General features: G+C 42.6%; 18 protein-coding genes, 2 pseudogenes and 2 other annotated features. Of the genes and pseudogenes, 5 read left to right on the top strand and 15 right to left on the bottom strand.

Annotated elements, in window-relative coordinates; genetic code table 11:
* Positions 1–72: 72 nt before the first annotated feature.
* The 8 genes from CJ483_RS00785 to trpE all read right to left on the bottom strand — a co-directional run bounded on the left by CJ483_RS00785 (position 73) and on the right by trpE (position 8,133).
* Positions 73–399 carry a hypothetical protein gene (locus tag CJ483_RS00785; RefSeq protein ID WP_120031051.1) on the bottom strand — a complete coding sequence of 109 codons (327 nt, stop codon included), beginning with the start codon at positions 397–399 and terminating at the stop codon, positions 73–75.
* A gap of 61 nt (positions 400–460) precedes the next feature.
* The gene (locus CJ483_RS00780) at positions 461–1,009 is read right to left on the bottom strand and encodes a short-chain dehydrogenase (protein ID WP_120031049.1); all 549 of its coding nucleotides are present in this window, start codon (positions 1,007–1,009) and stop codon (positions 461–463) included.
* A gap of 736 nt (positions 1,010–1,745) precedes the next feature.
* Positions 1,746–2,531, bottom strand: a complete 786-nt coding sequence (trpA, locus tag CJ483_RS00770; protein WP_120031045.1) for a tryptophan synthase subunit alpha — start codon at positions 2,529–2,531, stop codon at positions 1,746–1,748.
* Positions 2,524–3,729: a tryptophan synthase subunit beta gene (trpB, locus tag CJ483_RS00765; protein WP_120031043.1), complete on the bottom strand. Its 1,206-nt coding sequence runs from the start codon at positions 3,727–3,729 to the stop codon at positions 2,524–2,526. Before trpB ends, trpA begins: the two co-directional genes overlap by 8 nt.
* Complete coding sequence (locus CJ483_RS00760) at positions 3,704–4,339, bottom strand: phosphoribosylanthranilate isomerase (protein ID WP_120031041.1); 636 nt, start codon at positions 4,337–4,339, stop codon at positions 3,704–3,706. Before CJ483_RS00760 ends, trpB begins: the two co-directional genes overlap by 26 nt.
* 10 nt (positions 4,340–4,349) lie before the next feature.
* Entirely contained in the window at positions 4,350–5,129 is a 780-nt protein-coding gene (gene trpC, locus CJ483_RS00755; RefSeq protein WP_120031038.1) for an indole-3-glycerol phosphate synthase TrpC, read from the bottom strand.
* Positions 5,126–6,739 (bottom strand): bifunctional anthranilate synthase component II/anthranilate phosphoribosyltransferase, encoded by a 1,614-nt coding sequence (locus tag CJ483_RS00750; RefSeq protein ID WP_120031036.1) that lies wholly within the window; start codon positions 6,737–6,739, stop codon positions 5,126–5,128. Before CJ483_RS00750 ends, trpC begins: the two co-directional genes overlap by 4 nt.
* Positions 6,739–8,133, bottom strand: a complete 1,395-nt coding sequence (trpE, locus tag CJ483_RS00745; RefSeq protein ID WP_120031034.1) for an anthranilate synthase component I — start codon at positions 8,131–8,133, stop codon at positions 6,739–6,741. The genes CJ483_RS00750 and trpE overlap by 1 nt, the downstream gene beginning before the upstream one ends.
* Before the next feature lie 69 nt (positions 8,134–8,202).
* Positions 8,203–8,433 (bottom strand) — a binding site (T-box leader).
* Between the two features lie 34 nt (positions 8,434–8,467).
* Positions 8,468–8,717: a binding site (T-box leader), on the bottom strand.
* Positions 8,718–8,939: 222 nt separating this feature from the next.
* Between trpE and CJ483_RS00735 the strand changes: the two genes are divergently transcribed.
* Both CJ483_RS00735 and CJ483_RS00730 read left to right on the top strand, forming a co-directional pair.
* On the top strand, positions 8,940–9,695 hold the full coding sequence (locus CJ483_RS00735; protein ID WP_182916917.1) for an EAL and HDOD domain-containing protein: 756 nt from the start codon (positions 8,940–8,942) through the stop codon (positions 9,693–9,695).
* Between the two features lie 20 nt (positions 9,696–9,715).
* The gene (locus tag CJ483_RS00730) at positions 9,716–10,174 is read left to right on the top strand and encodes a YuxH family protein (protein WP_120031028.1); all 459 of its coding nucleotides are present in this window, start codon (positions 9,716–9,718) and stop codon (positions 10,172–10,174) included.
* Here CJ483_RS00730 and panF read toward each other — a convergent pair.
* The 3 genes from panF to CJ483_RS00715 all read right to left on the bottom strand — a co-directional run bounded on the left by panF (position 10,171) and on the right by CJ483_RS00715 (position 12,400).
* Positions 10,171–11,607 carry a sodium/pantothenate symporter gene (panF, locus tag CJ483_RS00725; RefSeq protein WP_120031026.1) on the bottom strand — a complete coding sequence of 479 codons (1,437 nt, stop codon included), beginning with the start codon at positions 11,605–11,607 and terminating at the stop codon, positions 10,171–10,173. The genes CJ483_RS00730 and panF overlap by 4 nt on opposite strands.
* Positions 11,604–11,882 (bottom strand): YhdT family protein, encoded by a 279-nt coding sequence (locus CJ483_RS00720; RefSeq protein ID WP_120031024.1) that lies wholly within the window; start codon positions 11,880–11,882, stop codon positions 11,604–11,606. The genes panF and CJ483_RS00720 overlap by 4 nt, the downstream gene beginning before the upstream one ends.
* Positions 11,883–12,232: 350 nt before the next feature.
* Entirely contained in the window at positions 12,233–12,400 is a 168-nt protein-coding gene (locus CJ483_RS00715) for a ClpX C4-type zinc finger protein (RefSeq protein ID WP_120031022.1), read from the bottom strand.
* Positions 12,401–12,844: 444 nt separating this feature from the next.
* Between CJ483_RS00715 and CJ483_RS00710 the strand changes: the two are divergent.
* A pseudogene (locus tag CJ483_RS00710) lies at positions 12,845–13,389 on the top strand (DUF1697 domain-containing protein).
* Between the two features lie 118 nt (positions 13,390–13,507).
* On the top strand, positions 13,508–13,738 hold the full coding sequence (locus tag CJ483_RS00705) for a hypothetical protein (protein ID WP_120031020.1): 231 nt from the start codon (positions 13,508–13,510) through the stop codon (positions 13,736–13,738).
* A 153-nt stretch (positions 13,739–13,891) separates the two neighbouring features.
* On the opposite strand, the gene thrB is transcribed toward CJ483_RS00705, so the two are convergent.
* The 4 genes and pseudogenes from thrB to CJ483_RS25430 form a co-directional block, all read right to left on the bottom strand.
* Positions 13,892–14,782, bottom strand: a complete 891-nt coding sequence (gene thrB / locus CJ483_RS00700) for a homoserine kinase (RefSeq protein WP_120031018.1) — start codon at positions 14,780–14,782, stop codon at positions 13,892–13,894.
* A complete protein-coding gene (gene thrC, locus CJ483_RS00695; protein ID WP_120031016.1) occupies positions 14,779–15,840 on the bottom strand; it encodes a threonine synthase in 1,062 nt (353 codons plus the stop codon). The genes thrB and thrC overlap by 4 nt, the downstream gene beginning before the upstream one ends.
* Complete coding sequence (locus CJ483_RS00690; protein ID WP_120031014.1) at positions 15,837–17,141, bottom strand: homoserine dehydrogenase; 1,305 nt, start codon at positions 17,139–17,141, stop codon at positions 15,837–15,839. Before CJ483_RS00690 ends, thrC begins: the two co-directional genes overlap by 4 nt.
* Positions 17,142–17,630: 489 nt before the next feature.
* A pseudogene (locus CJ483_RS25430) lies at positions 17,631–18,805 on the bottom strand (hypothetical protein).
* Positions 18,806–19,085: 280 nt separating this feature from the next.
* On the opposite strand from CJ483_RS25430, the gene CJ483_RS00680 reads away from it, so the two are divergent.
* Complete coding sequence (locus CJ483_RS00680; protein WP_259455520.1) at positions 19,086–19,616, top strand: DUF4183 domain-containing protein; 531 nt, start codon at positions 19,086–19,088, stop codon at positions 19,614–19,616.
* Position 19,617: the final 1 nt, after the last annotated feature.

Below are 19,617 nucleotides of genomic sequence, written 5' to 3'. Positions count from 1 at the left end.
TTATTATGGCCCTAAGCTTTTTCCTAATCCGTCTCCTTTTATTACATATTAGGATCGTACAAGACTCGTTTATCATCGTTCTGAGCGTTTCTGCCCAACATAAAAGATGATAGAATTCATCACACTAAAGATAACAATTATCAAGAACAGATAGGTCGTTATTTCATCTCCCCCTAAACCGAGCTCATCAACGATAATTGCGTCATAATATAACAGTTGAGCAGATACAATGACTAAAACGACCGATCCTCCCATCACGAATAAATGATGAACCTTTCTTCTTAAAGAAGGAAGCAGCGCGATAAGAAATAGAAACAACATTGCCACAATTAAAGTAATAAAGACAGGCCGCAATAAAGTGAATGCTCCCATAGTTTCAAATGAATCGTATGTATACATAGAATCTCCACCATTCTATCTTTCGATATACATATTCTACCATAAAAGCAATCTCACTTTATCAAGGCCGTCTTTCCCAAGGCTCAATTTGACCAATGGTTAGTAGTTTTTCTTTCTTCTTTACAGCTTCAATTACACCTTTAGAAATCTCCTCATTTGTTAACCATCTTGAATGACTGCCTTCATCGATAAAACCTAATTGAACTTGATGATAAAAGTAACTATCAGCTAAAGGACGCTTTCTCTTGATTTTATCCGCATCCGAACTGCTGCCTAAAATATGAAATAGTTCCCATTTATTCTCATTGGCAGAAACCTCTTTTACTATGAGCTCAAGTGCACGTTCAGCAGTCGAGTGAATCCAAGCGACTACCATATCGATATCTCCGTTTTGCTTAATGGTTGCCTTTACTTTCTTTCTTAATTCATATTCATTGTGATAATCAACTAGTATAGGTGTTACATAGCTTTTTAAACCTGTTCTTTCTATTAATGATTTCATGCGCCCAGCATTTCTTGCGAGGATGGATACATGATAGCCGTTATCTAATAGCCAAAGTGATACTCCTGCAAGCATCCCCGTTCCACCTACTACTAATACGTGCTTCATTCTTTCCCTCCCTTACGTAAAACTAAATTTTATATGGAATGTTCATTGTTCTTGAATTTCCTGTTCTAACTATCCCTTTAATGATCAACTCATGCTTTATTGTAGCGCGGCTATCGGCAAAAGAATCGAATAAATGCTGTAGATTGCAAAATAAAAACCCCTAATTAAAATCAGAGGTTTCTCATAAATCAGATTGCATAGCTTTATCAACAGCTGAAATTGTAGATTCAATGGTTTCATAAGTTTCAATCATGAGGTTTGTAAGATATGTTATTTGGTAGCTATTGTTCTGGTAGCTTACGAATAATAGAGGTGTGCCACTATTACTTGTAAAAGTTAATGATATTTCACAGTTCTGGTATTCCTTCAGGGTTTTTAACATGGTTGCTGTATGATTTGATGACATATCTTGTGGTACCTCCCTTCTATTACAGTGAGAGGATGACTAAGAACAGTCTCTAAATTCTCAAAATAATATAATTTTTACTTCTAGATTTACTATAACATGACAATAACTTGAAATTCATGAGGATTTTGAAAGGGGTCTTTTCGCTTAAATTTGACTTTTTCGATGATGACCGCTTTAAATCTCTTTATTAGATTTTAAGATGAGAAATAAATTTATTTTAAACTGCTAAAAACATGTCGTATTACAACAAGAATCGAGTGTGAAACCGTTAAAGTCTCACACTCGATTCCCTATCATTTCTCTACATTAGTAGAATACTTCTCTTCATTAATTCACTTTAACCGTAGCGTGAGGAATCAATTGTTTGATTTCCTCTTTTTTTCCTTCATGGAACAATTCAACGATTTTACTGCCGACAATGACCCCATCACAATACTGGCCAAGTTCCTCTGCTTGTTCTTTTGAAGATACGCCGAATCCGGCTAGTACGGGAACCGCGCTTTTTGATTTAATACGCTGCAAATAAGACGCGACATCATCCTGGTAGCTTGCGCGGACACCTGTTGTTCCCTTTACTGTTACTGCATAAATAAAGCCCTCCGCTCCATCTGCAATTTTAGCGATCCTGTCTTCAGGACTCGTCAAGGTAGCTAAACGGATTAACGCAAGATCCTTCTGCTTCAGTGCTTCACTTACTTCTCCTTCTTCTTCAATTGGCATATCGGGAATGATCACACCGGATACTCCTGCTTTGCGGCTATCTTCAGCAAACGCTTCAGCCCCGTATTGAAAGACTGGGTTCAAATACGTCATCAAAATGATTGGGATCGTAAAAGAATCTTGATGAATGGTTAAATACTCCAACACCCTCTTCAACGTTACCCCATGTGCTAACGCCCGCTTTCCAGCTTCCTGAATAACAGGGCCGTCGGCGACCGGATCAGAAAAAGGAATGCCGATTTCTGCCGCGGTAACACCTGCTTCCTGTAAATAAAGAAGCTGGTCCTTCAAAGCATCGAGTCCGCCGTCCCCAGCCATAATATAAGAAATAAAGGCTTTATGGTCTTTTTCTTGTACGGTTTGAAAAGCTTTTTCTAGCTTGAATTTACTCATGTTCTTTGCCTCCTAATCTTGCTTGAATGGCTTCTACATCTTTGTCCCCTCTGCCAGATAAACAAACAGCGATACATTCGTCTTTCTCCATCTTTTTTGCGAGCTTCGCAGCATAGGCGATCGCATGCGAGCTTTCCAGTGCTGGAATAATCCCTTCTGTTTGCGTCAGCAGCTTGAACCCTTCCAGTGCTTCTTCATCAGTTATCGATGTGTATTCGACCCGGCCGATTTCTTTTAACAGGCTGTGTTCCGGTCCGACACCTGGGTAATCCAGCCCCGCTGAGATAGAGTGCGCCTCTTGGATTTGGCCGGCCTCATCTTGGAGAAGGTACATTTTACTGCCGTGCAGGACGCCGATCTTTCCTTTCGTCAGCGAAGCAGCATGCTCTTCCGTATCCACACCATTTCCGGCAGCTTCTACCCCATACATCTTTACACTTTCATCATTAATAAACGGATAAAACATGCCCATTGCGTTGCTGCCACCGCCCACACAAGCCACAACTGCATCTGGAAGCTTTCCTTCTTTTTCCAACATCTGCTCTTTCGTTTCCTTGCCAATGACACTTTGAAAATCACGAACGATCTGCGGGAACGGATGCGGTCCAAGAACAGACCCCATAATATAGTGAGTGTCCTCCACATTAGCTACCCAGTAGCGCAACGCTTCATTGACCGCATCTTTCAACGTGCCGCTTCCCTGGGTCACACTGACCACCTTCGCCCCTAACAGCTCCATCCGGAATACATTCAGCTTTTGACGGCGAATATCTTCTTCTCCCATAAAAATGACGCATTCTAAATTCAGCAATGCGCTCACCGTCGCTGTTGCCACGCCGTGCTGACCGGCACCTGTTTCTGCGACGACTTTCTTTTTCCCCATGCGCACCGCTAACAGCGCCTGCCCGATCGTATTGTTAATTTTGTGGGCGCCGGTATGATTTAAATCTTCTCGTTTTAAATAAATTTTCGCCCCGCCCAGCTTTTCGGTTAAATTCCGGGCAAAATAAAGCGGGTTTTCCCGGCCAATGTAATCTGTTAAATAGTCATTGAGCTCCTGTAAAAATGCAGGATCTTGCATTGCTTCCTGATAAGCTTCCTCTAATTCAAGAACCGCCTGCATTAATGTTTCCGGTACATAACGGCCGCCAAATGGTCCGAAGTGCCCTCGCTCATCTGGTTGTACATATGTAGTCATCTTTCGTTACTCCCTTCACTGTTTGAATAAACTGTTTTATTTTTTCCCGGTCCTTTACTCCGTCTGTTTCCACTCCACTTGAGACATCTACGGCAAACGGACGGACCGTTCCAATCGCTTCTTCTACATTTTCCGTGTTTAGTCCCCCAGCTAAAATCAGACGGGAACGATCAAAAGATTCTTTTTCTAAAAGCGTCCAGTCAAAAGATGTCCCGTTGCCGCCCCGGTAAGGGCCGGCCGGACTATCAAGCAAAATAAAGTCTGCTGGATAGCTCAGCATATCTGAAAGTTTCGCCCCTTTTTCAAAGCTGAATGCTTTAATCACCGGTAATCGCAGACTTTTCGCAAATTCAGGCGGTTCATCACCATGGAGCTGAATCACATCGAGTGAAGCCTGATCGGCAATGGATTCTATTTTCTCTAATTCCTCATTCACGAAGACCCCGACTTTTAACGGACCTTTCCCCAGACCAGCAGCAATGCCTTTCGCCTGTTCAGCTGACAGCTGGCGCTTGCTCTTTGCGAACACAAAGCCAATTGCATCTGTTCCAATTTGCTTTGCGTATAGAGCGGTCTTCACATCCTGGACGCCGCATATTTTTACTTTCATACTCGTCACCTCACAAGCTGATTTTCAATTCACGGAATGTTTGGCCGATATTTGCACTTCTCATAAAGGTTTCGCCGACCAAAATGCCTTTGGCTCCCGCCGCTTTTACTCTTTCTACATCAGCAGCTGTGCGGATGCCGCTTTCGGCAATAAACACCTTTTCAGGATGCCAATAAGACTGCAATAGCCGCTCAGTCACTCCCAGATCGACCACGAAGCTTTTTAAATCACGATTGTTAATACCAATGACATCGGCATCAATGAGAAGAGCCCGCTCCATCTCTTCTTCATTGTGAACTTCAAGCAACACATCGAGCTCCTGCTCCTTAGCATACGAGTAGAGGCTTGTCAGCTGTTCTTGCTGGAGAGCGGCTGCGATCAGTAAAATAATATCTGCACCTGCTGCTTTTGCCCGGTCAATCTGGATAGCATCAATCATAAAATCCTTGCATAATACTGGAACCGTCACGTTCTGTCGCACCGCTTCCAAATCGCTCATCGTGCCTTTAAAGAAAGGTTCATCTGTTAAAACAGATATGGCATTAGCGCCGCCTTGTTCATATTCTTTCGCCTGCCGAACAGGATCAACGTCTGGATGAATATCTCCTTTAGAAGGGGAGGCCCTTTTAATCTCAGAAATAATGTTCATTTTTTTAGATTCATAAAAACGGGTATATAAAGATCGTTTTTCCTGTTTCTCTTTTGGTATACTCACCTGGAAAGTCTGCTTCAATCGCTCGACTTCCTCCTGTTTCTTAGCCAGAATTTTATCTAAAATGGTTGCACTCATACTGGGATCCTCACTTTCTGCCGCTGTTTTGAATAGTCAATTAAATACTGTAATTTTGATAAGGCTGCACCTGAATCAATGCTTTCTCTCGCTAGCTCGATTCCTTCTTGAATGGTTTTTGCTTTGCCATTAGCGAACAAGCCAATGCCGGCATTTAAGAGAACGGTATCGCGTCTTGCTCCTTTTTCCCCTTCCAGAATGCTTTTTAAAATTTCGGCATTTTCTTTTGCTTCGCCGCCGCGGATCGCCTCTAGACCATAAACAGGGAGTCCAACTTCTTCTGGTGTGACGATCATTTTTTTCGTCTCCCCTGATTCAAGTAAAATCAAATGATTTTCCCCTGCTAAAGAAGCTTCATCCATAAAACCTGCTCCATTTAGCACAACCGCTCGCTTTCTTCCAAGACGATTCAGCACGTTGGCCATCATCTCCAGCATATCCCGGCGATAAATACCGAGCAGTTGGGTATCAAGATGGACCGGATTTGTTAATGGACCGATTAAGTTAAAAACCGTTGGAATTTTTAAATCCCGGCGGACTTTCATAATCTTTTTTAATCTCGGATGAACGTGGGGCGCGAATAAAAAGGCGATGCCGTTCTCTTCCAGAAGCTCATCTGTTTCCCCTTCTAAGTAATCAAGAGAAATGCCGAGATGCTCTAATACATCAGCGCTGCCTGTTTTGCTCGATACGCTACGGTTGCCATGCTTCGCTACTTTTACTCCCGCACCTGCTAATACAAAAGCCGATGTCGTGCTGATATTAAAGCTTTGCGAGCCATCTCCACCGGTTCCGCAATTGTCCATTACGCCCGGCAGTTGCTTCCCTATACCAAGTGCATTTTGTCTCAACACATTCACAAGCGCAGCAATCTCTTCCACCGTTTCCCCTTTTGCCTTTAAAGCAACGAGGAAAGCGGCAATTTCGCTGTCTGTTGCATCCTCCTGCAGGATTTCTTCAATGGCCGCCTCCATTTCTGTTTCCTGCAGTGACTGGTGATCGGACAATTTCAGTAAGTATTGTTTCATGTTCTTCTCCTTTCGGTACTGACGGAAAAATTGCTGAATCATATCCGTTCCTGCTTTTGTTCCGATGGATTCAGGATGAAATTGCAACCCGTACACGGGGTACTCTCGATGGCGAATCGCCATAATTTCTTCATCGTCCGCAGATGTGGCGAGTACCTCCAGCTTTTCTGGAAGCGACTCTTGATCAACAGAAAGCGAATGATACCGCATGACAGGAACTGGGCCAGCTAGCGCCTGAAACATCCCTTTGCCGTTATGCTTAATGAGTGAGATTTTTCCGTGCTTAATCGTTTTTGCGGGCTTGATTTTCGCCCCGAATGCAGCCGCAATCGCCTGGTGCCCCAGGCAAATGCCAAGGATCGGAATCCGGTGGAAGAAGCTGCGAACCACGTCGATACAAATGCCTGCTTCCTCCGGTGTGCCGGGACCGGGTGATAATACGATAGCTTCCGGTTCAAGGGCTTCAATCTCTGCGAGTGTCATTTCATCATTGCGGATGACCCGTACATTTTTTCCTAAAGAACCGATTTGCTGATACAAGTTATACGTAAAGGAATCGTAGTTATCAATGAGTAGGATCATTATTTTACCTCCAGCAATGCTTTTGCTTTATGCATTGTTTCTTCATATTCTTTTTCCGGAATGGAATCATACACGATACCGGCTCCTGCCTGAACATAGGCTTGGTTGCCTTTCACAATCATCGTCCGGATCGCAAGGGCAAAATCGAGATCACCATTTGATGAGATATAGCCGACTGCTCCGGCGTACAAGCCGCGCTTCGTTGACTCTAAGTCATTAATAATTTGCATCGCCCGGATTTTTGGCGCACCCGATACTGTTCCGGCAGGCAGGCAAGCTGACAGCGCTTCAAGGGGATGAATTTCCTCCTTTAGTTCTCCTGTTACTTCCGAGACAATATGCATGACATGCTTATATTTTTCAATCTTCTGATATTTAGATAAATGAACGCTCCCAATTTTACATACCCGGCCAAGGTCATTACGGCTTAAATCTACCAACATTCGATGTTCAGCTATTTCCTTTTCATCATTAAGCAGTTCCCGTTCTAGCGCTGTATCTTCCTCTTCATTTACTCCTCGTGGCCTTGTACCGGCTATTGGGTTGGTTGTAACTTCCCGACCATTAATCCGTATAAGGCTCTCAGGCGAAGCCCCTAATACCGTATATTCATTAAAATCAATATAAAACATATAAGGCGAAGGATTGGATGTTCGTAAACGCCGGTATAGCGAAAACGGATTGCCCTCGAATGCTGCCTTCAGTCGCTGGGAAAGGACTACCTGGAAAATGTCTCCGCGAATAATATGCTGTTTGGCTGTTTCAACCAGTTGGCTGAATTGCTCTTTATCCACATTGCCAGCAAATGAAAGATGATCTAGCACTTCCGTCTGCTTTGGCTGGCTCGCGCCGTTTACGCAATTTTCCAAATTCAATAACGTTTCTTCCAGCTCCTTCTCTGACCGGTCACCGAACAGGTCAACTGCGGCAAGTGTTACTTTCTGCAACAAGTGGTCATAAATGATAATTGTATCGTAAAACATAAAGTGAACATCCGGCATTTCCAGTTCGTCTTCTAGCGATTCACCGATATGCTCATCTAAAAACATAACATCGTACCCGATATACCCAATCCCGCCCCCAAAGAAAGGGAAAGGTTGTTCAGCTGTTCCTCTGTTAGAAAGCATTTCTTTTAATTGATGAAGACTGTGGCCGAAAGACGATTCACTCGTTCCTGTGCGGTGATTGATTCGTTCTATCTCCTGACCAACTGCTTTATATTCAGCTGCTGGATTCATTCCAAGAAAAGAGTACCGACCACTTTGTTCATGCTTATAGGAGCTTTCAAGCAGAAATTTTTTTTCTCCTTGCATTTGATGATAAAGCATGATCGGCGTCAGCATATCGCCTTCCATTTCCCTTAATTTATAATTCATTTTTTCCGTTGTTTTCATTTCCCTTTCACCTCTTGATTGTTTAATAAAAATAAAAAATCCTCCGCAGCAAGTGAATGTATCACTGCTGCGGAGGACGGATTGACCGCGGTGCCACCTCGCATTGAAGCTAAAAAGCTTCCTCTTCATCCAGACGAAAATGTTCTATCCCGTCCGGGTCCTGATAACGGTGGAAGCCGGGCAGCCATTTCCTGCTGCCTCTCCGAAGTCCATTCAGCCTGATATGCGGCACCGGCTCTCACCTTCCCGGCTCTCTGTTGCGCGCGTCACAAACTTACTCTTCTTCGTCAATGAATTTACCTATAAATTTAAAAAACACAAAAAGCCCCCTATCGCAAAGGACGGGGAGCCGTGGTGCCACCTTTATTGACTGCGGTTCGTGCAGTCCACTCTGAGAGCATCGAAGCTTATTGCTTGAATGCCTGTCTTTTGTAACGATAAGACGTTCGCCGCAGCCTACTATCGAAAGGAGTTCGGTACGGAAGCTCGGAAGGCCATTCACTAAAATGTTTGCACTGATTTGCACCAACCATCAGCTCTCTGAAGCATTCATTAAAGCTACTCTTCTTCGTCAACACTTGTTATAAGTCGTTCTTTGTTTTGTTGTAATACATCATATTCTAATTTTATATAAAAAGTCAACCCTTTGTTTGAATTTTTTTATTTTTATAAGCCTGATGGTCGTCTCACTTTGATAAAAATAGATTTTCCAAATTTTTATAGGTATTTATAGACAAATCTTCCTAATGATTGTATCTTTTTACCTATAGGTTATGAACAAAGTAGTAATAGATGGGGTGAGATCAATGACTGTGCATGTAGCCAGGCAACCAATTTTTAATCGAAAAGAACAAACAGTTGCTTACGAGCTGCTCTACCGCGACAGTGACGGCAAACATCCTGGAACGTCAATAAACGGTGATGAAGCAACGATCGAAGTATTAGCGAACAGTCTCTTAAACATTGGACTCGATAAGCTTTCCAGAGGAAAACAAGTATATATCAACTTCACAGAAAATTTGCTTTTGCAGCATTTTCCTGAAATTTTGCCGGCAGAAAAAATTGTCATTGAGCTATTAGAAGAAATAGAAACAACTGCCGGAATAAAGGCTGCTTGCAAGGAATTAAAGGCAAAAGGCTATACTCTCGCTCTTGATGACTTCCTTTTAAGAGACGAAAATAAGGAACTGATACAATATGCGAATATTATCAAGGTGGATTTTCTTGATACGGCCAAAGCTGAGAGAGACAAAATGAAACGGGACATGGCTGGCCTTCCTCTTATATGGCTCGCAGAAAAAGTAGAAACAAGGGAACATTTACAAGAAGCGCTGGATGAAGGATTCGACTTATTCCAAGGATTCTTCTTTGCTGAGCCTACAATTATCAGCGCTAAATCCATCCCCCAGTTTTCAGGACGCTACTTTGTTATTTTGCATGAAGTCATGAGTTCCGAACCTAACGTTTATAAAATAGCCAAACTTATTGAAGCAGACTTGTCTCTTTCCTATAAGTTATTAAAGCTGCTCAACCGGACTGTTTTTATTCAAAGAAAAAAATAAAAACGATTCATCAAGCCATTATGCTTATTGGTCTTGATGAATTAAAAAAGTGGCTGTTTGTGATGATGTTCAGCTCGTCTGATTCGATGTGTTCAGAGGAGGTCATCCGTGTTTCTTTGGTGCGGGCAAAAACGTTAGAATTACTTGCCTTATGCTACCTTCACGATGAACCTTCATCTCTGTTTTTTCTCTTAGGCATGCTCTCGATGATTGACGTTTTCATCAATAAGCCAATAGAAGTGCTCCTTCAAGATTTGCCGGTTGATGAAAAAATAAAAGAAGCCCTTCTCTTTGAAGACGGGACACTTTTTCAGCTGCTTCATTTGATAGTGGAAATGGAGAGAGGACATTGGACAGCTGTCAGTGAAATCAGCCATGAAATGCAAATGGAGGAACGGGTATTATTGGCCTGTTATCAAGACGCATGCCAATGGGCTGACATGATTATAAAAACAGAAGCAGGCCCAGATTATATCTAGGCCTGCTTCCAATTGGAACGTCCGCTCAATAAAGAGACCGCTATAAATGTGACAAGTGATAACAAAATGGGCAAAACCACTGTATGCATCCCAAATGCATTGGGGTAAAACGTATTAAAAAGAATATAGGAGACCATACCTGTAATCATTGCGGATGCTGCTCCTGCTCCGTTTGCCCGCTGCCAATACAAGCCTAAAACAACCGGCCAGATAAATACAGCTTCAAGACCGCCGAATGAAAATAAATTGAGCCAGATAATTAAATCAGGAGGCTGTAGAGCAACGATAAAAACAACCACTCCAATAATTGTCGTCACAATAAAGCTTAGCTTTTTCACTTTCTTTTCTTCTGCCTCTTTATTAATAAAGTGCAAATATAAATCTTTTACAACCGCACTTGATACGAGCAGAAGCAAAGAATCTACCGTAGACATAATCGCCGCCATCGGGGCCGCAAGAACAATGCCGGCCAGCCAGTCTGGCATTATGGTCATTGCCAGTTCAGGCATTACCTTATCGCCTATTGTCACACCAGGAATAATTGCGCGCGCCATCACTCCAATCAAGTGCATGCCGAGCATAATCACCCCTACCACGATGGTGCCGATAATCAGCGCACGGTGCATGGCCTTGGCGTCTTTATAACTCATTGCTCTGACAGCTACTTGTGGCAAGCCAACAACACCTATGCCGACCAACACCCAAAAAGATGAAACATAAAGCGGTGTTAGACTGCGATCATTTCCATAGGGGCTTAATAGATTGGGATTTTCTGCTCCGAGAGTCATCATAATCTTCTCCATGCCTCCACCGGCCTTCAAAGCAGCCACAAATAAAATCACTGTACCAGCAACCATAATAAGGCCCTGAACCATATCAGTAATTGCTACTGCACGAAATCCGCCAATTACCACATAAATTAAGACAGAGGCTGCGAAAATTATTAAGGCGGTAGTATAGGAAAGACCCGTAAGTGACTCTACAAGCCGTGCTCCGCCAATCCATTGGGCCACCATAGCAGAAAATAAGAAAATAATAATGCTGAGTGCGGCCAATATAACAACAAGCTGACTTTTATAACGGGCAAATAAAAAGTCCACAAGGGTTACGGCCTGATACCTTCTCGCCATGATAGCAAACTTCTTTCCAAGAATCATCAAAACAAAATACCCGGTAGCCACCTGGCTCATCGCCAGCAGCACCCAGGAAAGCCCATAATTATAAGCGGCTCCAGGACCACTCAAAAAACTGGAGGCACTTCCATACGTCGCCGCCATCGTCATGGCAAGAATAAATCCCCCCAGTTCGCGGCTGCCTAAAAAATATTCCTGAATAAATGAGGACGAACTTTGCACATGCCTTGAGGCATAAATCCCAACTAAAAAAATCAGTACAAGAAACACAACAAGCGGCCAAATTACCGACATATTCATCGCTTCTCACCTTCTTCATCAAACGGTACTTCTTTAAAGAAGTATTTTACTGTAAAGGCTACGAGAAAAATCATTACAATAAGGCCTACTACACAGCTGAAAAAAAACCAAGCTGGAAGTCCGAAGATGAAGCTGTAATTTTCAGCTGGACCACTGCCAAGACCATATGCAAAACCGTACCACCAAATAAAATTAAAAACGACTAACAAGATTCCTATCCACGCTTCTTTTTTAGCTATTTTGAAACGGGAATCCCCCTGTACCTTTTTATTCATGTTTCCCTTCCTTTCTTTAACAGGAGCTTAGCAGCCTCTTATAACATTACGATACGAGCCCAGCAGATGCAATCCGTTTCATAAAAAAGAAAAGACAGCACGTTAAACGTACTGCCTTCTCACACATATCAGCAATGCTTCAGTCTCATTAAAAGAGGGGGTAATGAGAATGAATTTCAATTTCAATTATAACCGATTCACATTTATTGTCAACCATCTTTCTTTATTATTTAGGCTATTTTAAATATTATGATCGATAACTGAATGGGAATAGAGGAAAACCCGTACAACTAAAAGTTTCCCTTGCCTTATTCAAGCAGAACACCATCTAAATTACAGCAGAATGTGATTTAATCACTTCCCAAACATTCACGGCATATAGAGACTCCTGGTCCCATAGCTAACTTTCTAATCTCTTCTTCTTTACTTCTGAGACAAAACGAACAGGAATCAAGAGGTTGCGTATTGTTTACAGTATGGGCAATTGAGTTTTTTTCTATGGAGTCGTACGTACACATTTGTATAGGGTATATTCTTCACACCGACAAAATGTCCTGCCTGTTTAGACTACTGTCTCTTCGAGTGTGTGTTCATTAAGTGAACAATTTTTCATTAAACGTACGAGTTTTTCAACATAACGGCGGTAAAATACTCATCCCCCGGAAATCTTGCCCGATTTGATGTATTCATACCAATTTTTTAATAGGCTCTGTTAAAGCTAAAGGTTGTTTTTTCTATTGTTGATCGTAACGGAAAAGAGAGTCCTTGTGAGCCCCGTAGAAGTACATACGACGTCGAGGCTCACGGACCGCCCCTGCAATGAAAATCAACGCTCAAGTATAATAGAGCCATTGAATTAAAGAACAGGGCGATTAAGAAAAAGGAATCGAAGCAATTAGCGGAGAATAAAAAGTGACTAAGACTGTAATAGATTTATATAAAAAGTGAAAAGGATGATGGTTATGGTTTATATTGCTCTTCTGCGGGGGATTAATGTGGGTGGAAAGAATAAAATTGACATGAAGCTGCTTAAACAAACATTTGAGCACGTCGGGATGAATGACGTAGTGACATACATCAATACAGGTAACATTATTTTTTCACACAATAGCCTATCAAAAACTGAACTATCACGTATTTTGGAAGAAGCAATCTATAATGATTTCCAATTACAAATTAAAGTAGTAGTTCGTAGTGTCGATGATGTCAGAGGAATTATGAACGCTATTCCTGACACATGGAAAAATGATAAAAACATGACGAGTGATGTCATGTTTTTATGGGATGAAATCGATGATGAATCGGTACTTGAGAAGCTGGTTATTAAACCAAATATCGACACAGTGAAATATGTCCCCGGCGCGATTCTATGGTCGGTTGACAAGAAAATGTAACCAAAAGTGGAAAGACAAAGATCATCGGATCAAAGATATACAAACAAATTACGGTAAGAAATGTCAACACTGCCCGTAAGATATATGAACTGATGCAAGCTCAAAACAGTTAGTTCTTCTGATGATGATTATACAATTGATTTTTATCGTTTTGATCAGAGTGAGAGAGCTTCAATAAGATTTGAATAAAGCTTAGATTTTCAAACGACTTGATTGCTAAAAAGTGGAATCGTGTTTATTATTTATCAATCCATTTTGCCATTCTTCTTAACGACGATTACTCTTCTTATCCATGCACTTACGTTAAAACGCTTCCCTAAATCTGTTGGCGGGCAGCTCGCTGGATTCGCAGCGCCACTGTCCATTGGCTTTGTGGTCGATGCAGCCGGCGGCTCTTTTTTCTCTGTTGCCCGGCTGCTTGTAGGATGCGTGTTCTCAGCTTCTTGGCTTTTTAGCGCTTAATTTTAGCCAAGATGCTATTTTCCAAAAGAATCAATTGTTACTCTTGATAACAAACCGGCACAATCTGTATAAAATCGCTTGTACACAAAAATCCCCTGATTGCAGAGTGGTTTTCCTCTCTGCGATCGGGGATTTAGTCCGTTAAGCTATGCTTTATGTATACTGGATTTGACCTGTATGAAAATCAAGCTGCTTAACCTCACAATCCGTGAACTGATCACGGAACACCGACAGGATATCAGATGCTGTTCCTTTTGGCGCAAATGTTAAAATTGTCGGGCCTGCTCCGCTAATAACCGTGGCATACGCCCCTGCTTCATGTGCAAGCTTTCTCGCTTCCGGCAATTCCTTAATCAACTGCAACCGATAAGGCTCATGAAATTGATCTTTCTCCATGAGCTTGCCAGCAAGCTCATAATTGCCAGCAGATAACGCCGCAAGAAGGACATTGGCCACCGCGCTCGCTTCTACCGCTTCTTGTCTCGTGAAGCTGTCTGGCAGAACGCTTCGTGCATCACTCGTCTTCACTTCATAAGATGGAATGAGAACGACCACATCTACATCAGGAACAGGAAGCTGCACAATATCAGCTTCTTCGCCGAACGAAACGCCTGCGACCATGCCGCCAAACAGAGACGCCCCAATATTATCAGGATGCCCCTCCATTTGATTGCCGATCTTTAGCTTTTCCTGATCAGACAGCTGCAAATCCGCATACCGATCTGCCAGTTCAATGCCGGCCGCAATAGCTGCTGCGCTGCTGCCAAGTCCGCGGGCAAGCGGAATCTCACTGTCCATCACGATGTGCAAAGGCGGTAAAGTGCCACCGTAAGCATTCGCCGTTTTCTCGGCCGCCTGGTAAACGAGATGCGTTTTATCATTCGGCAAACCGGCAAGCATCGGAGACCGGTGTTCAAAGTGCCATTCAGAAGCTGGCGTGATTTCCAATGTTAAATATAAATTTAAAGCAAGGCCGAGGGAATCAAACCCCGGCCCGAGGTTGGCCGTGCTGGCCGGTACTTTCATTGTTACCGGCGTACTCATGCACGAACCACTCCTTGGATAAAATCAAACACAGCTTTTTCTTCATTTGGCAGAACAACTGGCTTTTTCGCAATTTGGTCAATCGCTGTTTGTGGATCTTTCAAGCCGTTTCCTGTTAAGACAGCCGCAACCGTAGCACCAGCTGGAATTTCACCAGATTTACGATGTTTAATAATACCAGCAATGGATGCACAAGAAGCCGGCTCTGCAAAAATCCCCTCTTCTTTTGTGATTAATTCAAAGGCTGCGAGGATTTCCTCGTCTGTTACGAGGTCGATTTTACCGCCAGATTCATCTCTTGCGGCAACTGCTTTATCCCAGCTTGCCGGATTCCCGATGCGGATCGCTGTAGCCACTGTTTCCGGCTGTTCGATCACCATGTTTTTCACGATCGCTGCTGCTCCTTCCGCTTCAAAACCGTGCATTTTTGGAAGACCTGTGCCAAATTTTTCGTTATATTCTTTAAACCCTTTCCAGTAAGCTGTAATATTACCGGCATTTCCTACAGGAATAGCTAAAACGTCCGGCGCTTTGCCAAGCTGATCACAAATTTCGAAAGCAGCTGTCTTTTGGCCTTCAATTCGGTATGGGTTAACTGAGTTAACAAGCGTAATTGGTGAATGCTCGCTAATATTGCGGACCATTTTTAACGCATCATCAAAGTTTCCTTCGATTGAAACGATTTCAGCACCGTACATCATCGCCTGAGCTAGTTTTCCCATGGCGATTTTGCCTTCAGGGATAACGATAATCGCACGCATTCCCGCACGGGCTGCATAAGCCGCCGCCGCAGCTGACGTGTTGCCGGTAGAAGCACAGATTACCGTGTTGCTGCCTTCTTCTTTCGCTTTTGCTACAGCCATAACCATGCCGCGGTCTTTAAAAGAACCAGTTGGATTAGTTCCCTCTGTTTTTACATGAAGATCAATATCAAGCTTTTTAGACAAGTTGTGGAGCGGAATCAACGGTGTGTTCCCTTCCATTAAAGACAGTTCCGGTGTTTGTTCTGTTACCGGCAAAAATTCCTTGTATTGTTTAATTAAGCCTTCCCATTTCATCTTGTTGTTCCCTCTCCTTCAACCCGGTAGAAGCTTTCCACACCTTTGACTACACCTAGGTCTTTTACTTGTGTTAATACATTTTGGTAGTTTTCCATCGAAGCTTTATGAGTAACAATCACAATTTCCGCTACTCCTTCTTCTTCAAGCGGCAACTGAAGAATTTTTTCGAAGCTAATCGAATGACTAGAGAATAATTTTGTCAGTTCGGAAAAAGCACCTACTTCATCACGAACGTGTAAACGGATAAAGTATTTAGCGAAACATTCATCCGCCTCTTTTAATTGACGGTCAAATTGCGGTGTCAGCACGCTGCGGCCATTTACGCCGAGACGCATATTTTTAACAACCGCTAAAACGTCACTTACAATAGAAGTAGCAGTCGGTAAGCTTCCCGCTCCCGGACCGTAGAACATTGTTTCACCGACGGATTCCCCATACACATAAACAGCGTTATATTCGTCATGGACAGAAGCAAGCGGATGATTGTTTTCTAAGAATGTTGGTTGAACACTTACTTCCGCCCGATCATTTTCCTGTTCAGCGTAGCCGATCAGCTTCATTGTGTAACCGAGCATATTGCCATATTTCAAATCGTCTTTCGTTACGCTTGAAATGCCGCTTACGGATACATCATCCAGCTCAATATCCATAGAGAAAGCAAGACGGGCGAGAATCGCCATTTTGCGTGCTGCATCCAAACCTTCCACATCAGATGTTGGATCGGCTTCCGCAAACCCTAAGTCTTGGGCATCTTTCAAAGCCGTTTCATAAGAAAGACCGTCTTTCGTCATCTTCGTTAAAATATAGTTTGTGGTTCCGTTCACAATCCCCATCATCTTTTGGATTTTATCAGAAGCCAGGCCATCCGCCAATCCTTTAATGATTGGAATGCCACCGGCTACACTTGCTTCATAGAATAAATCGCAGCCATTTTCCACAGCGATTTTCTGCAATTCTGAGCCATGAAGAGCGATTAAGTCTTTATTAGCAGTAACGACCTGCTTTTTCAAATTTAAGGCATCAATTATGTACTGGCGTGTTTCTTCAATTCCACCGATGACTTCAACAATCACATCGATTTCTGAATCATTAATTACATCGTACGGATCTGTAGTGAGGAGGCTGCTATCGAGTTCGACATCCCGAACTTTGTCTGGATTCTTCACTAGTACTTTTTTAATTGATACTGGGCATCCTACTTGATGAATGAGCTGCTCCTGATGATTTTGAATCATCTTTACAACCCCTGTACCGACTGTGCCTAACCCTAATAAACCTACTTTTACGTTGTCTCTCACAATTCCTCACTCCCGTGTTCTTTTCTAGTGTACATTTGTTTTTATATAGTAGACATTATATATGCTTCCTTTCCTGATTACAACCTATTATGCTACTAAAATAAAATTCTTTTCGCTTTTCTAAATTTTATAAAATATTTCCCTATCTTTCAACTTTATTTAGTCAAAGCCGTTTTGCCCTTTTTATCCTCTTTAACTATTGTAAATAGCCTATCCCTGCGGTCGCTTCTCATAAAAACCCGTGTTGTGTGTCATAGGTCTGATTGGAGTAAATCGTTCATCTATAAAAAGAGAAGACCGGCAACCAATTGGTTTTCCGGCTTCTTTATCTGCTTATCACTTTAAAAACTTTCGCCTGCCGTCTCGTTACCCTTATATTGTTGTGTATATTTGAAAAACCGTTTATACATAGAAAACGCTATTCCTATCCAACGGTTGTTAAATAGATACAACTTCGATTTTCAAATTTTTATGTTCTTTGTTTGCTGCCTAAAAAACATCCACTTGAATAACGGTGTCTGTCACAGTGGTTGCGGCACTTGTCGTTACTTTTAATGAAAGACTGTCCCCTGCCTGGAAAGAAACGGATGCCGCATTATTGATATTCGCAGTTTGTGTACCTGTTAATGAAACGGCAAGAAGCGTATCAACACCATTTCTCCGAACGGTCCAAATATCTGTATTGCCAGCTCCCGGCCCGGTTAACGACCGGATACTTAATGATTTTAAAAGACACTTTTGGCTTAGCCGGATAAAGATTTCCGTACTTGAAACAGCAGCTGTTCCCGGACGATAAAATCGGGTAGCTCCTTTAGGCAAGCTGCCTGGATCTCCCCAAATCACAGTAGAAGGCTGTAAGACAGCAGAGAAACTTAAATTATTAGCATTGGAATTAAACAGATTTGTCGTACCCACAGTGAGCGTTCCCGCTGTTTGAGAAATATCAGCTGTCACCCCTTGAACGGTTGATGCCCGTATTACCAGTTGTGCTCCTATTTGATTGACTTCCGCACCTATATATGAACCGCCCCTCCTGCGCTTGTCACTAAAAAATTATTGTCACGGCAATTAAACCGATGGGCAGTTGTGTTTACTAGCAATGCTCGTTTTGTGCCGAGACCCGCTGATCTCACTACTACTACTGACGACCTGACAGCATCTACATAATCCAGGGGATTTCCTGTGCCATAAGAGTGAACTCCATAAACATTCGATGTACCGGTGGTTGAAGCAGCAGAGTTATCCACTGTTAGGGACGTTGTTCGCAATTTAGCGGTCTGCGAGGTAGTTCCAGGAAAAGCGATCCCGACTAGGGAAACGTGGTTGGAGGAAGTTAACAGCAAACTGACGTCTTCTACTCTTGTATTTTCACCCATAGTTACTAAGGTTGAGTTTGCCGTTACATTTTGTTGGCGAATCGTTACAGTTGATAAACTGAGACCCCTTAATGAATTCCCTGGAGGCATCACTATTTTCTCGTCATACATTCCTGGAAATACAAGAATCGTTATTCCTGTAGCACCTAATGCATTTATGGCTGCTATCGCTCCGTTAATCGTCTTGAAGGGAGACCCTCCAATTGAACCTTTAGAATCATCCCCTGATTTAGTTACTATCGCTGTATTAGGCCTAGATATTAATAATTCTATGATTCCAGTTGGCATAACGCATTCTCCTAATGTTAAATTCTTCTCTGCCTATGATTCATCCTATGCGCACGGCTGAGAACTTAGAAATGAAACCGATTTAAGGGAAATGCTATCCAAAACGGCAAAAGTGCCAGGATTCTGTTCTAGCTTATAAGCACAGGCACTTTGTCTAGTAATTAATAAAATATAGTAACTGAATGAAGAGGTGATTTGATTGAACTTATGCCCAAACTGTCATTTTAGCGATCAATCATGTAGATGCTCATCTAGATATAGCCCATCATGTAAGTATTGGGTGTCTACTGGGAAACATCCTTATCCTCCCAACAAACCTTATCAATGTGGGATAAACTGCAAGAGAACACGTTCCAACAATTATCGAAAAAAAAAACACACAAGAAGCACATGGCCTCGTTTCTATTCCTGCCCCATTCCTGAACGTTCGGAAGAAAAAAGTGAACCCGGTCCTCCTGGGCCACGCGGCCCTCAAGGAAGGCCCGGACCACAGGGATTACCTGGTCCTCCTGGGCCTCCCGGTCCTCCTGGCCCCTCTATTCCAAGTCCCATTCCTGCACAAAATTCACTATACTTCACTTTTTCAGATGGACAAAAACTTACTTATACTAACAGCGATGGATTAGAGCAATACGGAACAACAGAAATATTGCCACCGAGCCAAGTTTCTTATATCAATTTGTTTATCAATGGCATGATCCAACCTCAGAGTGACTACAAAGTAGAAGCAGGAGAATTAACTTTATTGACGGATCAGCCCCCGGCAGAAGGCGTACCGATTACACTTCAATTTATAACCATTAATGGATAAA

The organism is Bacillus sp. PK3_68 (assembly GCF_003600835.1).
Classification (GTDB): domain Bacteria; phylum Bacillota; class Bacilli; order Bacillales; family Domibacillaceae; genus Pseudobacillus.
Note: the sequence above shows the minus strand (reverse complement) of the source record. Positions and strands in the feature narration are given on the sequence as shown.

Bases quoted from the DNA above. Each gene is read 5' to 3' on its own strand.
- CJ483_RS00785 (WP_120031051.1), bottom strand. From the start codon at position 399: ATGTATACATACGATTCATTTGAAACTATGGGAGCATTCACTTTATTG.
- CJ483_RS00780 (WP_120031049.1), bottom strand. From the start codon at position 1,009: ATGAAGCACGTATTAGTAGTAGGTGGAACGGGGATGCTTGCAGGAGTA.
- trpA (WP_120031045.1), bottom strand. From the start codon at position 2,531: ATGAGTAAATTCAAGCTAGAAAAAGCTTTTCAAACCGTACAAGAAAAA.
- trpB (WP_120031043.1), bottom strand. From the start codon at position 3,729: ATGACTACATATGTACAACCAGATGAGCGAGGGCACTTCGGACCATTT.
- CJ483_RS00760 (WP_120031041.1), bottom strand. From the start codon at position 4,339: ATGAAAGTAAAAATATGCGGCGTCCAGGATGTGAAGACCGCTCTATAC.
- trpC (WP_120031038.1), bottom strand. From the start codon at position 5,129: ATGAGTGCAACCATTTTAGATAAAATTCTGGCTAAGAAACAGGAGGAA.
- CJ483_RS00750 (WP_120031036.1), bottom strand. From the start codon at position 6,739: ATGATCCTACTCATTGATAACTACGATTCCTTTACGTATAACTTGTAT.
- trpE (WP_120031034.1), bottom strand. From the start codon at position 8,133: ATGAAAACAACGGAAAAAATGAATTATAAATTAAGGGAAATGGAAGGC.
- CJ483_RS00735 (WP_182916917.1), top strand. From the start codon at position 8,940: ATGACTGTGCATGTAGCCAGGCAACCAATTTTTAATCGAAAAGAACAA.
- CJ483_RS00730 (WP_120031028.1), top strand. From the start codon at position 9,716: ATGCTTATTGGTCTTGATGAATTAAAAAAGTGGCTGTTTGTGATGATG.
- panF (WP_120031026.1), bottom strand. From the start codon at position 11,607: ATGAATATGTCGGTAATTTGGCCGCTTGTTGTGTTTCTTGTACTGATT.
- CJ483_RS00720 (WP_120031024.1), bottom strand. From the start codon at position 11,882: ATGAATAAAAAGGTACAGGGGGATTCCCGTTTCAAAATAGCTAAAAAA.
- CJ483_RS00715 (WP_120031022.1), bottom strand. From the start codon at position 12,400: ATGTGTACGTACGACTCCATAGAAAAAAACTCAATTGCCCATACTGTA.
- thrB (WP_120031018.1), bottom strand. From the start codon at position 14,782: ATGAGTACGCCGGTAACAATGAAAGTACCGGCCAGCACGGCCAACCTC.
- thrC (WP_120031016.1), bottom strand. From the start codon at position 15,840: ATGAAATGGGAAGGCTTAATTAAACAATACAAGGAATTTTTGCCGGTA.